This window comes from Pseudomonas rossensis (assembly GCF_039888995.1).
Taxonomy (GTDB): Bacteria; Pseudomonadota; Gammaproteobacteria; order Pseudomonadales; family Pseudomonadaceae; genus Aquipseudomonas; species Aquipseudomonas rossensis.
Map to the genome: position 1 here is coordinate 1 of NZ_JBBWCB010000153.1, position 12,425 is coordinate 12,425.

A 12,425-nucleotide genomic window follows, 5' to 3' on the forward strand; every position below is an offset into this window, starting at 1 on the left:
GCGCTGCCGGATCGATGGCGAGCGTGTCTGGTTTCCGCCCGTAAGCGCTGGCGATCACGTGCGCAAGGAAGGTGAGGAGGTTCGCCGGGGAGATCTGTTGCTCCAGACCGGTAAACGCCTGCGTGCGCAAGAAGTAGGGTTGCTGGCCGGCGCTGGGATCGCGCGGGTGGAGGTCTATCGACCGTTGCAGGTGTGCTTGCTCAGCAGCGGCAATGAACTGCGTGAGCCGGGCGATCCATTGGCGCCCGGGCAGATTTACAACAGCAACCGCTACTGCCTCGCGGCGTTGTTGAGCGGTTGGGGCGTCGAGGTGCACGACTATGGCGTCATGGCCGATGAGTTGGCGGCCAGCCGGCATGCCTTGAGCCTGGCGTCCTCGGAATGCGACCTGTTGTTGAGTTCCGGTGGCGTCTCGGTGGGCGAGGAAGATCACCTCAAACAGGCCATCGAGGAACTCGGTAGCCTGGATTTCTGGCGGCTGGCGATTCAGCCGGGTAAACCGCTGGCCTTCGCCGAAGTGGCCGGCAAACCGTGGATCGGCATGCCGGGCAATCCTTCGGCGGCGCTGATTACCGCGTTGGTGGTGGTGCGTCCGTTCCTGCTCAGGGCCCAAGGCGTGAAAGACGTGTTGCCGGTGCCATTGGCCGTGCCCGCCGGATTCGACTGGTTGCAGCGCAACAAGCGCCGGCAGTACCTGCGTGCACGGCTGACCTCGGGCGCTGACGGCCAGCTGAGCGTGGAGCTGCACCCTCAGCAAAGCTCGGCGATGTTGACCGCCGCGTGTTGGGCCGACGGGCTGGCGGTGATCGAGCGCGAGCAGCAAGTGCTCAAGCACGACAACGTGATGTTCCTGTCCTTCGCCGACCTGATGCATTGATGGCAATTGATTGCCGTCAAGGCCGCTCCTGCCGGTCTCGCTAGACTGGCGGCGCGATTTTCCATGAGGATTACCCATGCAACTGGTCTGCCCGGCAGGGAACCTGCCTGCGCTAAAAGCGGCGGTGCGCGAAGGCGCCGATGCCGTTTATGTCGGTTTTCGCGATGACACCAATGCCCGGCATTTCGCGGGGCTGAACATGGACGACAAACAGTTCGACGCCGCCGTCGCCCACATTCGCCAGCATCAACGCAAACTCTATGTCGCGGTCAACACCTACCCGCAACCCAAGGGCTGGGAGCGCTGGCAGCGGGCGGTCGATCGCGCCGCCGATTTCGGCGTGGATGCGCTGATCGCCGCCGACCCCGGGGTGCTCAACTACGCCAGCCAGCGGCATCCACAACTGGCATTGCACCTGTCGGTCCAAGGCTCGGCAACCCATGCCGCAGCCTTGGAATTTTATGCGCAGCGCTACGGGATTCGTCGCGCGGTGCTGCCGCGGGTGTTGTCGTTGGCGCAGGTACGCCAGGTCGCCGCAAGCAGCCCCGTGCCCATCGAAGTCTTTGGCTTCGGCAGCTTGTGCATCATGGCCGAAGGGCGTTGCCACCTGTCTTCCTACATTACCGGCGAGTCGCCGAACCTGTGCGGCGTTTGCTCACCGGCCAAAGCGGTGCGTTGGAGCGACGACGCCGACGGCTTGAGCGCACGGCTCAGTGAGGTGCTGATCGACCGTTACACACCTGATGAACCCGCCGGTTACCCGACCCTGTGCAAAGGCCGTTTCCTGGTCGGCGGCAAACGCTTTCATGCGCTGGAAGAACCCACCAGCCTAGACACCCTGGACTTGCTGCCGGAGTTGACGGCCATCGGCGTCGAAGCAATCAAAATCGAGGGCCGGCAACGCAGTCCGGCCTATGTCGAACAAGTCACCCGCGTCTGGCGCGCGGCACTGGATGCCCACCGTGGCTCGCCGGGCAGTTTTCGGGTCAAGGAAGAATGGCGTCGGGTGCTGGCCGGTTTGTCCGAAGGCAGCCAGACCACCCTGGGTGCTTATCATCGATCATGGCAATGAGGGAGGCGACATGAAACTCAGCCTTGGACCGGTCCTGTTTTATTGGGACAAAGAGCAACTCAGCAACTTTTACGCCGAGATGTCGGCCTTGCCCCTGGATGTAATTTATCTGGGGGAAACCGTGTGTTCGAAACGCCGGGCCTTTTCACTGGATCAATGGCTGGGTTTGGGGCGCGAGTTGCAGACCTGCAGCCAGGCACAGTTGGTGATCTCCAGCCTGACGCTGATCGAAGCGGCGTCCGAGCTCTCCAGCCTGCGGCGGCTCTGCGACAACGGCCAATTGTTGGTGGAGGCCAACGACATGGGCGCGGTGCAGTTTTTGGCCGAGCGCAAGTTGCCGTTCGTGGGCGGACCGGCGCTGAATTTGTACAACGGTCATACGCTGGCCCAACTGCTGGACTGCGGGATGACCCGTTGGGTGCCGCCGGTGGAATGCTCGGCGGCGCTGATTGGCGATGTGCTTGATCAAGTGCGCGAACTGGGCCGTGAGGTGCCGGAAGTCGAGATCTTTGCCTATGGGCATTTGCCGTTGGCTTATTCCGCACGCTGCTTCACCGCTCGGGCGGAAAACAAGCCCAAGGACGACTGCCAGTTTTGCTGCATCAATTACCCCGATGGCCTGCCGTTGACCAGTCAGGAAGGGCAGGCGCTGTTCACCATCAACGGAATTCAAACGATGTCGGCCGATGTGACCAATCTGCTGGCGGATTACACCGGGCTGTTGGCCTGTGGTGCCGATGTGTTGCGTCTGAGCCCTCGCGCTCAGGGCATGGCCGAGGTCATTGCCGCCTATCAACGGGTTCGTCTGGGCGAGACACCGCCGCTGTTCGTCGACGGTTGCAATGGCTACTGGCATGGCCAGGCCGGCATGTTGCGCGTCGAGGAGGTCGGCCTGTGTTGAATCGTAAAAAGTGGTTGTTGAAAGGCGCCGACCGGTTATTGCCGATGGTGCGCCGGGTGCCCTTTGCGGTGCAGCGCCTGGCGTTGCAGCAGGCGCTCAATCGCTGCCTCGCCGAGCCGTTGCGCGATGGCGAGTTTGAAGTGTTGCGTGGGCGTTGGTTGTGCTTGCGGATTCCGGACCTGGGGTTGTCCTGGTTTCTGACGCTGACCCGTGAAGGGTTGCGAATTGCTGAGCGCGCCAACGCGCATGTGACCATCAGCGGCAACTGGCGTGAGTTTTTATTGCTGGCCAGCCGTCAGGAGGATCCGGATACGCTGTTCTTTCGCAGGCGTTTGGTGATCGAGGGTGATACGGAGTTGGGGCTGGCGTTGAAAAACCTGATCGACAGTCTTGATCCTGATGTGTTGCCTGTGTGGTTGTGGCGCAATCTGGAGCGGGCGGGGAAGGGGTTGGCGGCGGGGTAATCGACGTCGCTCAATTGTGGGAGCTGGCTTGCTGGGCTATTTTTTTGGCTCAGTACATATCCATTTCTGCGGTAACGGCTGCTTAGGGTTCCGCCCTTACGGCGGGTCACTTTGGAAAAGCGCCAAAGTAACCAAAACGCTTTGGCCCCTGACGTCCGGTGCCTCGCCTAGGCTCGCCATGCCCTCGCTCCGGTCCTGCTCCGTGGGCCCGCCGCCATCGGCCATCCATGGCCGGGGGCGGCTAACGCGGCATCCCTGCCGCGGTGCCCACTGCGCAGAACCTGCGCTCGGCCTTCCGACGGGGCAGATCAAGATCAAAAGCAAGATCAAAAGCCAGGGCCAAAGGGGCGTTGTACCTGTGGGAGCGAGCCTGCTCGCGAAAAACGTCCGGACACCGCGTTCATTCAGACAGCACGTGTTATCGTTTACGTCTTTCGCGAGCAGGCTCGCTCCCACAGGGGGAATGCGTACGCTTGAAGAGGCAGGCCGGCCGGGTAGGCCGCCTCGCTTTGCTTTGCGGTGTACGCCCCCTCGAGAGGCCGAGTGGAGGTTCTGTGTAGTGGGCAACCCGGCATGGATGCCGGGTTAGCCGCCCCCGGCCATGGATGGCCGATGGCGGCGGGCCCACGGAGCAGGACCGGAGCGAGGGCATGGCGAGCCTGGGCGAGGCTCCGAACGAAAGGGGCAAGAACCCTTTGGTTACTTTGGGGTTCTTTTCCAAAGTGACCCGCCGTAAGGGCGGAACCCTAGGTCGCCGTTGCCGCAGGAATGGATCTGTACTCCGACCAAAATAATAGGTCAGCGGTCAGTCCGCCATCACGAGCAAGCTCGCTCCCACAGTGGTTTTTCGTTGGCCGTTAGGCCATCGTTTCCTGCAGGCTTTCATGCTGGCGAGCATCACTCGTAATCAACTGCTTGATCTGTTCAAACAACTCATCACTCTCTGCTTGCCTGCAGTCCTCGCCATAGCGCTTACGCAACCCGTAATGGCTAAGAATCAAATGCACATCAGCATGCAGACCATGCTGCTTCAGGCAACTTTCAACACATTGCAACGGACACCCATCCAGCGCAAAAATCCGCCGTCCCGAGCGTGCCTTGTTGACCAGCGCCGCCACATGCCCGCCGACCCCGACGATGCAGGACATTTCCGCCAGGCCACTGCGATCGAGCCGCACGGCCAGGGTGTTGGCCAGTTGGGCGACGTTGGAGCAGCCTGAGCAGGAGTAAATCAGGGGCAAGGTTGAACGGGACATGAGCGCTCTCCATGGATGGACTTCTTCAGTGTGCAAGGCCGGTGGCATTGCGCATTGACTGCGGTCAATTCCGTTTATTGGAAGGCCGCGAGATCCTCTTCGGCGAGGATGCTGATGTTGCGCCGTTCCATGGCGATCAGCCCGCTGTCCACCAGGCGATGCAAGATCCGCGAAAAGGTTTCCGGCTGGATGCCCAGCTTCGAGGCCACCAGGCGTTTGGACACCTGCAAGACAATCAAGCCGTTGACCGGGTTGCGTTCCTGGAACAGGAAATTGATCACCCGACGGCTCGCGCTGGCCATGGTCAAGGTGTCGATGTCGCGCAGACGCAGGTGCAGGTGCACGCTCATGCTCGCCAGGATCGCCAGGCAAACTTTCGGCTGGTCTTCGAGGACGTTGCGGTAATGGCTGCCCTCGATACTCACCAGCACGCTGTCCTTCAGCGCCGTGGCGCTGACCGGGTAGAGACGGGCCTGGCTGAACAGCAAGGCTTCGGCAAACGTCTGGCCGGGCTGAATGATCTCCATCAGGTTTTCCTGACCTTCGCCGGTCAGCCGGTACAACTTGATCTGGCCGCTGACCAGCAGGAAAAAGCGCTTGGCCGGATCGCCCTGATGCATGAGTGTGCTGTGACAAGCCAGGCGCTTGAGCATCGCCAGGCCGCAGACTTCCTCGAAGATTTTCTCCGGCAGTTGGCTGAAGAGATGATGACGACGCAACGTTAAAACGATGGAAGGGTGGGTCAGCATGGCGTACCTCCGCTGACGCTCATAGTAGAGAGCGCCGGCCGGATGACCTATGCCTCTGCCGGCCTACCTCCAAAGAGGCATGCCCCTCAGCCCGCATTGCGCAGATGCTCCATGGCCCACACCGCCGCCTCGACCCGCGAGCGCAAGCCGAGTTTGTGCAGCAGGTTTTTCACGTGAACCTTGACCGTCCCTTCGGTGATGCCCAGCTTGTGCCCGATGACTTTGTTGCTGAAGCCGCTGGCGATGGTTTTCAGCACCTGGCGTTCACGCTCGGTCAGTTCCACCACGGTCTGGCGCTGCGGTGAGCGCAGCGCCTGGGCCATGACCTGGGTCAGCCCCGGGCTGATCACCAATTCGCCGTTCAAGGCATTGCGGATGTACTGAATCAACAGTTCGGGTTCCATGTCCTTGAGCAGATAGCCGTCGGCATCCAGACGCAATGCGTCGCGAATATCGTCTTCGGCATCCGAGACCGTGAACAGCAGCACCTTGCCGGTGTAGTGCATCGCCCGTAATTGGCGCAGGGTTTCAATGCCATTCATCTGCGGCATGTTGTTATCGAGCAACACCAGGTCCGGTTGCAGTGGTTCGATTAGAACGAGTGCTTCTTCGCCGTTGCTGGCTTCACCGACGATCAGGAAATCATCTTCGAGTTCGAGCATCTGGCGGATGCCGTGACGCATCATCGGGTGGTCGTCGACCAACAGGATGGTGTGTTGCAGGGACGGGTTCATGTGACGCTACCTTCTGTTTGCTGCCCGAGAAACTCCGGTTGGAATTCCAGTTGGACGAGGGTGCCTTGCGGCTCCCTGGACACTATTTTGAGTTGACCGCGCAAGCTGCGGGCTCGCTCATCCATGATTTTCAGGCCGTGGTGTTCGCGTTGGTCGACGTTGCCGCTGAAGCCACGCCCGTCGTCTTCGACGATGAGCCTGACGGTTTCACCGTCCTGACGCAGTTGCAGCCAGGCGTTTTGCGCGTGGGCATGGCGCAGGCAATTGGAGAGCGCCTCGCGGGTGATCTGCAAAATGTGGATTTGCTCGCTGGCCGATAACTGAAAGGCCAGCGCGTCGACGTGCAGGTGCACCTGGAATTCCCCGCGACGGGAGAACTCCTCGGCGGTGTCCTTGAGTTCCTGCACCAGTCCCGCATCGTGAATCTGCAAGCGAAAAGTGGTCAGCAACTCGCGTAACTGGCGGTAGGCATTGTTCAGCCCTTCGCGCAGTTCGGCAGCCACGTTTTCCAGGGTCTCGACCGGTTCGCCTCGGCGCATCAGGGTCTGCAGGCGGCTGACTTGCAGCTTCATGTAGGACAGGGCCTGGGCCAGTGAGTCGTGCAATTCGCGGGCAATGATCGTGCGTTCGTCGAGCAGCAGCAGACGATGATCCTGCTCCCGTTGACGCTTGAGCGAGAGCGAGGTGCCAATCAGGTTGGCCAGGGCCTGGATCAGCTGGGTTTCCCAGGCTTGCGTCGGGTGCCCGTCGACAAAATGCGCCTTGAGTTCTCCCAGTTCACTGCCCTGATTGCTGATGCTGAAGGTTTGCGGGCTGGCTTTATGGTGCTTCTGACACGTGGCGCAATCGCTGCTGGCGCAGACCTCTCGGATGTTCGCGCCATGCAGGGCGAGCAACTGCTGGGCCGGTGCCTGCATTTGTCCTTGCAGGCACAGCGACAGACGCAAGCCTGGCAGGCGCTGCTGGAAGCGCCGGATCAACTCATCCAGGCCTTCGGCATTAGCCAGGCGAGTGGCCAGGCTTCGGCTGCTTTGGTACAGCAACTCGAGGGCGGCATTGGCTTGTTGCAGGTTCAGGGTTTTTTGCTGGACCTGACTCTCAAGGGTGCGATGCGAGTCTTCGATCGTCTCGGCCATGGCGTTGAAACTCATGGCCAACTGGCCCAGTTCGTCCTGGGACTGATGATTGACCCGCACCTTGAAATCGCCGCGACGAAAGCGCTGGGTTGCATCCACCAACTCTTTCAAGGGCATGACGACCCCGTACTGCAATTCGTAGAGCCCAATCAGCAGGACGAACAGGGTGGTGAACAGGGCCAGGCCCTGGATCACCTGTTGCCAGCCTTGCTTCTGTTCGCTTTGGCGCTGCAACAGGTTGACGAACTGGTTCAGTTGTTCAATGAAGGGCAGGGCCTGGGTCTGAAAATAGGCGGCATCGCCGCGCTCCAGTGCCGGGCGCAAATCCTCGTTCCAGTGTTGCTGGATTTGCCCGTAGCTGATTTGCAGCGCGGTGGTCGGGCCATCTTCCAGCACCGCCTTGAGTGACTGGCTGTTGAGGCGGGTTTGCAGGCTGTCGGTGACGGCGGCGATGTCTGAGGGGGTTGCGCCCGCCGCCAGTTTCCAGCTCAGGTGGTAAGTCTCCATGCGCACCGAGCCTGCGGTGTTGATGGCGGCCGCGTCGCCCTGGCTGAACCAGGCGATCAACCCGGCGCTCAACGAACTGGCGAGGGCGAGCACGGCGATCAGGATCACCGCCAGCCCGGCGCGAGCGGGCAGGGAGCTGCGCAACCAGCGCACCATCAGCGCAGGTCCGGGAAGAAATCAGGAAAACCGAGCATGTGCAGCTCCAGGATGGGTTTTGCCGCCGATCCCGGGCGCGCTACCTCTAAAGAGTTGTCGACTGATCCTTGTCAGCAAAAACCTTGGCGGAAAACCTTAAGACGCTGATAAACAAGCGGTTTTAGGGTTTTCCTGTACTACCTCCTTAGAGGTAGACCGCACAAGCATAGGCCTATGCCCCCTTGGGCTTCGTTGACATGGATCAAGTTTTTGCGGGGTTCGCCTCTCTAGTCTGCCGCCATGGCTAATTGATTGGAGAGCATTTGTGAACCAACCGCGTGTACGACAAGGCTTGGTGCTGGGTATGAGCACGCTGGCCTTCACTGTCTGTTTCATGGTCTGGATGATGTTTGCCGTGCTCGGGGTGCCGATCAAGGACCTTCTCCAGCTCAACGAAACCCAGTTCGGCCTGCTGGCCGCGACCCCGGTCCTGACCGGTTCGCTGGTGCGTTTGCCGCTGGGCCTGCTGACCGACCGTTTTGGCGGGCGCAGCGTGTTCTTCCTGCTGATGCTGGCCTGCGTGGCGCCGCTGTACCTGATCAGTCACGCCACCGCCTACTGGCAGTTCCTGGTGCTGGGCTTGTTCGTCGGCCTGGCCGGCGGCTCGTTCTCGGTCGGGATTGCCTACGTCGCCAAATGGTTCGACAAGGAGAATCAGGGCTTTGCGATGGGCATCTTCGGCGCCGGTAACGCCGGGGCCGCGGTGACCAAATTTCTCGCCCCGGCACTGATCGCGGCCGGCAGCTGGCAGTTGGTGCCGAAAGTCTTCAGCGCGATCCTCTTTATTACGGCGCTGTTGTTCTGGTTCTTCAGCGCCGAAAACAAGGACCACCGTAGTGCCACCGGCGCCACCTTGCGTGAGCAATTGAGCTCGTTGAAGGACCCGGCGGTGTGGCGCTACTGCCAGTACTACTCGATCGTTTTCGGTGGTTACGTCGCCCTCGCGCTGTGGATGACCAAGTACTACGTGCAGGAATACGGTTTCAGCCTGCAAAGCGCGGCGCTGCTGGCGGCCTGTTTTTCCCTGCCTGGTGGCGTACTGCGTGCCGTCGGCGGCTGGATGTCGGACCGCTGGGGTGCGCAAAGCGTGACCTGGTGGGTGTTGTGGGTCAGCTGGATCTGCCTGTTCCTGCTCTCGTACCCCCAAACCCAGCTGCAAGTGCAAACGATCAACGGCCCGGTGGATTTCCACATCGGCCTCAATCCCGCGCTGTTCACCGTGCTGCTGTTCGTCATGGGCATCGCCTTCGCGTTCGGCAAGGCCTCGGTCTTCAAATACATCGCCAATGACTACCCGAAAAACATGGGCGCGGTGTCCGGCATCGTCGGCCTCGCCGGTGGCCTGGGCGGTTTCGTGTTGCCAATCCTGTTCGGCGCCCTGGTGGACCTCACCGGCGTGCGCTCTTCCTGCTTCATGTTGATGTACGGCGTGGTCTGGGTCTCCCTCACCTGGATGTACTTCAGCGAAATACGCAAAAGCGCGGTGCTGGGTAAAGCGCCGCTGCTGACCCCGTCCCCGATTTCCAGCATTGCCCTAGGAGAAGAACATGTCCGTTCTGCAAAAGCCTGACAAAGGCCCGGTCATTCATGACTGGCGCCCCGAGGACCCAGCATTCTGGGGAAGTAGCGGCAAACAGACCGCCACGCGCAACTTGTGGATTTCCATTCCTGCGCTGCTGCTGGCCTTTGCGGTATGGATGGTCTGGAGCACGGTGATTGTGCGTTTGAACGCCATCGGCTTCAGCTTCACCACCGACCAACTGTTCTGGCTGGCGGCGTTGCCGGGGCTGTCCGGGGCGACCTTGCGCGTCTTCTATTCCTTTATGGTGCCGATCTTCGGTGGCCGTCGCTGGACTGCCCTGAGCACCGCGTCCCTATTGTTGCCATCGATCTGGATGGGCTTCGCCGTGCAGGACCCGAGCACCTCCTACAGCGTGTTCGTGTTGATTGCCTTGCTCTGCGGTTTTGGTGGCGGCAACTTCGCCTCGAGCATGTCCAACATCAGCTTCTTCTATCCCAAGTCGCAACAGGGCACAGCCCTTGGCCTCAACGCCGGGCTGGGTAACCTGGGCGTCTCGGTGATGCAGTTCTGTGTGCCGCTGGTGATTACCTTCGGTGTGTTCGGCTTCATGGGCGGCTCGCCGCAAGCACTGCCGGACGGCGGTCAGTTATGGTTGCAGAACGCCGGCTTCATCTGGGTGCCGTTCATTGTCCTAGTGACGGTGCTGGCCTGGTTCGGCATGAATGACCTGTCCAGTGCCCGCGCTTCTTTCAGCGAGCAGGCCGTCATCTTCAAACGCAAACACAACTGGCTGATGTGCTGGTTGTACCTGGCGACCTTCGGTTCGTTCATCGGTTTCTCCGCCGCGTTTCCGCTGCTGATCAAAACCTCTTTCCCTGATGTCATTGCCTTGAAATTCGCCTTCCTCGGCCCGTTGGTTGGCGCGCTGGTACGCCCATTGGGCGGCTGGCTGGCGGACAAGCTCGGCGGCGCGAAAGTGACCTTGTGGAACTTCGTGGCGATGATCGTGATGGTCTTCGGCGTCATGCACTTCCTGCCGCAGAACGGCGAGCCCGGCAACTTCTACGGCTATCTCGGCATGTTCATGCTGCTGTTCATTACCACCGGCATCGGCAACGGCTCCACCTTCCGCATGATCCCGGTGATCTTCCGCACCCAGCACGAAAAAGCCTCGGCCGGAAAACCACCCGCCGTGCGCGAACAAGCGCTGAAGAATGCCGGCAAAGAGTCAGCCGCGGTCCTGGGCTTCAGTTCGGCCATGGGCGCCTTCGGTGCGTTCTTCATTCCCAAATCCTTCGGCACTTCGATGGCCCAGACCGGCGGCCCGGAGATGGCCTTCTACATGTTCGTCGGCTTTTACGTGAGCTGCATCGTGGTGACCTGGTGGTGGTACGCGCGCAAAGGCGCCGCGACACCCTGCTGAGAAGAGCCGAATCCAACCATTGCGTGGGCGGGGCACAGACTCCGCGACAAAGCCTGAGAGGACTACACCGTGAGTCATTTACTGGATCAATTGCGGTTTTTCAATCGCAAGCAAAACGAGTTTTCCGACGGTCATGGCGAGACCCGCAAAGAGTCTCGCGACTGGGAGAACGTCTACCGTTCGCGCTGGCAGTACGACAAGATCGTGCGTTCCACCCACGGGGTGAACTGCACCGGCTCCTGTTCGTGGAAGATCTACGTCAAGAACGGCCTGATCACCTGGGAAACCCAGCAGACCGACTACCCGCGTACCCGTAACGATCTGCCGAACCATGAGCCCCGTGGCTGCCCGCGTGGTGCCAGTTACAGCTGGTACATCTACAGCGCCAACCGGCTCAAGTACCCGAAAATCCGCAAGCCGTTGCTCAAGCTCTGGCGCGACGCGCGGCAAACCATGGCGCCGGTCGAGGCCTGGGCCAGCATCGTCGAGGACAAGGTCAAGGCCGACTCCTATAAAAGCAAGCGCGGCATGGGTGGCTTCATTCGTTCCAACTGGGAGGAAGTCAACGAGATCATCGCCGCGGCCAACGTCTACACGATCAAGCAATACGGCCCTGACCGGATCGTCGGTTTCTCGCCGATTCCGGCCATGTCGATGGTCAGCTATGCCGCAGGTTCGCGTTACCTGTCGCTGATCGGCGGCGCCTGTCTGAGCTTCTATGACTGGTATTGCGACTTGCCACCGGCCTCGCCGATGGTCTGGGGCGAACAGACCGACGTGCCGGAATCGGCCGACTGGTACAACTCCAACTACATCATTGCCTGGGGCTCCAACGTCCCGCAGACCCGCACCCCGGATGCGCACTTCTTTACCGAAGTCCGTTACAAGGGCACCAAGACGGTCGCGATCACTCCGGATTACTCGGAAGTCGCCAAGCTCACCGACCTGTGGCTGAACCCGAAGCAGGGCACCGATGCGGCGCTGGCGCAGGCGTTCAACCATGTGATCTTCAAAGAATTCCACCTGGACAAACCGAGCGCCTATTTCACTGATTACGCCAAGCGCTTCACCGATTTGCCGGTGCTGGTGCTGCTCAAGCAAATGGTCGACAAGGCACCGGGCGCCGGTTACCAGCCGGACCGCTTCCTGCGCGCCAGTGACCTGACTGACAACCTCGGCCAGGAAAACAACCCGGAATGGAAAACCATCGCCCTGGATGTCAGCGGTGAACTGGTGTCCCCTCAGGGTTCCATCGGTTATCGCTGGGGCGAGAAGGGCAAGTGGAACATCCTGCCCCGTGAAGGCGGTGAAGGCCGTGAGATCGATCTGAAGCTGAGCCTGATCGGCGATGACGTCGCCGAAGTGGCGTTCCCGTATTTTGCCGGTGAGTCCCACGAGCACTTCCAGCACGTGGCCGGCGATGCCGTGCAATACCGCCGCGTGCCGGTGCATAACGTGGTGCTGGCAGACGGCAGCGTGGCCAAAGTCGCCACCGTGTTCGACCTGTCGGCTGCCAACCTGGCCATCGACCGCGGTCTCGGCGGCGAAAACGTGGCCAAGGATTACGACGACGCCTCGGTGCCTGGCAC

General features: G+C 60.9%; 11 protein-coding genes. 7 read left to right on the top strand and 4 right to left on the bottom strand.

Annotation, left to right across the window (positions count from 1 at the left end; genetic code table 11):
* The 4 genes from WLY71_RS26315 to ubiT all read left to right on the top strand — a co-directional run.
* Positions 1-877, top strand: an 877-nt coding sequence (locus WLY71_RS26315; protein WP_347805875.1) for a molybdopterin molybdotransferase MoeA, incomplete at its 5' end; no start/stop codon positions are given.
* Between the two features lie 76 nt (positions 878-953).
* Positions 954-1,949 (top strand): ubiquinone anaerobic biosynthesis protein UbiU, encoded by a 996-nt coding sequence (gene ubiU, locus WLY71_RS26320; protein WP_347805876.1) that lies wholly within the window; start codon positions 954-956, stop codon positions 1,947-1,949.
* A gap of 10 nt (positions 1,950-1,959) precedes the next feature.
* Complete coding sequence (locus WLY71_RS26325; RefSeq protein WP_347805877.1) at positions 1,960-2,850, top strand: U32 family peptidase; 891 nt, start codon at positions 1,960-1,962, stop codon at positions 2,848-2,850.
* Positions 2,844-3,314, top strand: a complete 471-nt coding sequence (gene ubiT, locus WLY71_RS26330) for a ubiquinone anaerobic biosynthesis accessory factor UbiT (RefSeq protein ID WP_347805878.1) — start codon at positions 2,844-2,846, stop codon at positions 3,312-3,314. The genes WLY71_RS26325 and ubiT overlap by 7 nt, the downstream gene beginning before the upstream one ends.
* An 857-nt stretch (positions 3,315-4,171) precedes the next feature.
* Here ubiT and WLY71_RS26335 read toward each other — a convergent pair.
* From WLY71_RS26335 to WLY71_RS26350, 4 genes are all read right to left on the bottom strand, one after another.
* A complete protein-coding gene (locus WLY71_RS26335) occupies positions 4,172-4,570 on the bottom strand; it encodes a putative zinc-binding protein (protein ID WP_347805879.1) in 399 nt (132 codons plus the stop codon).
* Positions 4,571-4,644: 74 nt separating this feature from the next.
* The gene (locus WLY71_RS26340) at positions 4,645-5,319 is read right to left on the bottom strand and encodes a Crp/Fnr family transcriptional regulator (RefSeq protein WP_347805880.1); all 675 of its coding nucleotides are present in this window, start codon (positions 5,317-5,319) and stop codon (positions 4,645-4,647) included.
* Positions 5,320-5,405: 86 nt separating this feature from the next.
* Positions 5,406-6,053, bottom strand: coding sequence for a two-component system response regulator NarL (gene narL, locus WLY71_RS26345; RefSeq protein WP_347805881.1), 648 nt, complete (start codon positions 6,051-6,053; stop codon positions 5,406-5,408).
* A complete protein-coding gene (locus WLY71_RS26350; protein WP_347805882.1) occupies positions 6,050-7,852 on the bottom strand; it encodes a HAMP domain-containing protein in 1,803 nt (600 codons plus the stop codon). The genes narL and WLY71_RS26350 overlap by 4 nt, the downstream gene beginning before the upstream one ends.
* A gap of 304 nt (positions 7,853-8,156) precedes the next feature.
* Between WLY71_RS26350 and WLY71_RS26355 the strand changes: the two genes are divergently transcribed.
* The 3 genes from WLY71_RS26355 to WLY71_RS26365 all read left to right on the top strand — a co-directional run.
* The gene (locus tag WLY71_RS26355) at positions 8,157-9,461 is read left to right on the top strand and encodes an MFS transporter (protein ID WP_347805883.1); all 1,305 of its coding nucleotides are present in this window, start codon (positions 8,157-8,159) and stop codon (positions 9,459-9,461) included.
* Positions 9,439-10,836 (top strand): NarK family nitrate/nitrite MFS transporter, encoded by a 1,398-nt coding sequence (locus WLY71_RS26360; protein WP_347805884.1) that lies wholly within the window; start codon positions 9,439-9,441, stop codon positions 10,834-10,836. The genes WLY71_RS26355 and WLY71_RS26360 overlap by 23 nt, the downstream gene beginning before the upstream one ends.
* A 69-nt stretch (positions 10,837-10,905) precedes the next feature.
* The coding region (locus WLY71_RS26365) for a molybdopterin-dependent oxidoreductase (RefSeq protein ID WP_347805885.1) at positions 10,906-12,425 on the top strand (1,520 nt) is incomplete at its 3' end.

Excerpts from the sequence above, each read along its gene's own strand:
- narL (WP_347805881.1), bottom strand. The coding sequence starts at position 6,053 with ATGAACCCGTCCCTGCAACACACCATCCTGTTGGTCGACGACCACCCG.
- WLY71_RS26360 (WP_347805884.1), top strand. The coding sequence starts at position 9,439 with ATGTCCGTTCTGCAAAAGCCTGACAAAGGCCCGGTCATTCATGACTGG.
- WLY71_RS26340 (WP_347805880.1), bottom strand. The coding sequence starts at position 5,319 with ATGCTGACCCACCCTTCCATCGTTTTAACGTTGCGTCGTCATCATCTC.
- WLY71_RS26335 (WP_347805879.1), bottom strand. The coding sequence starts at position 4,570 with ATGTCCCGTTCAACCTTGCCCCTGATTTACTCCTGCTCAGGCTGCTCC.
- WLY71_RS26325 (WP_347805877.1), top strand. The coding sequence starts at position 1,960 with ATGAAACTCAGCCTTGGACCGGTCCTGTTTTATTGGGACAAAGAGCAA.
- ubiU (WP_347805876.1), top strand. The coding sequence starts at position 954 with ATGCAACTGGTCTGCCCGGCAGGGAACCTGCCTGCGCTAAAAGCGGCG.
- WLY71_RS26350 (WP_347805882.1), bottom strand. The coding sequence starts at position 7,852 with ATGGTGCGCTGGTTGCGCAGCTCCCTGCCCGCTCGCGCCGGGCTGGCG.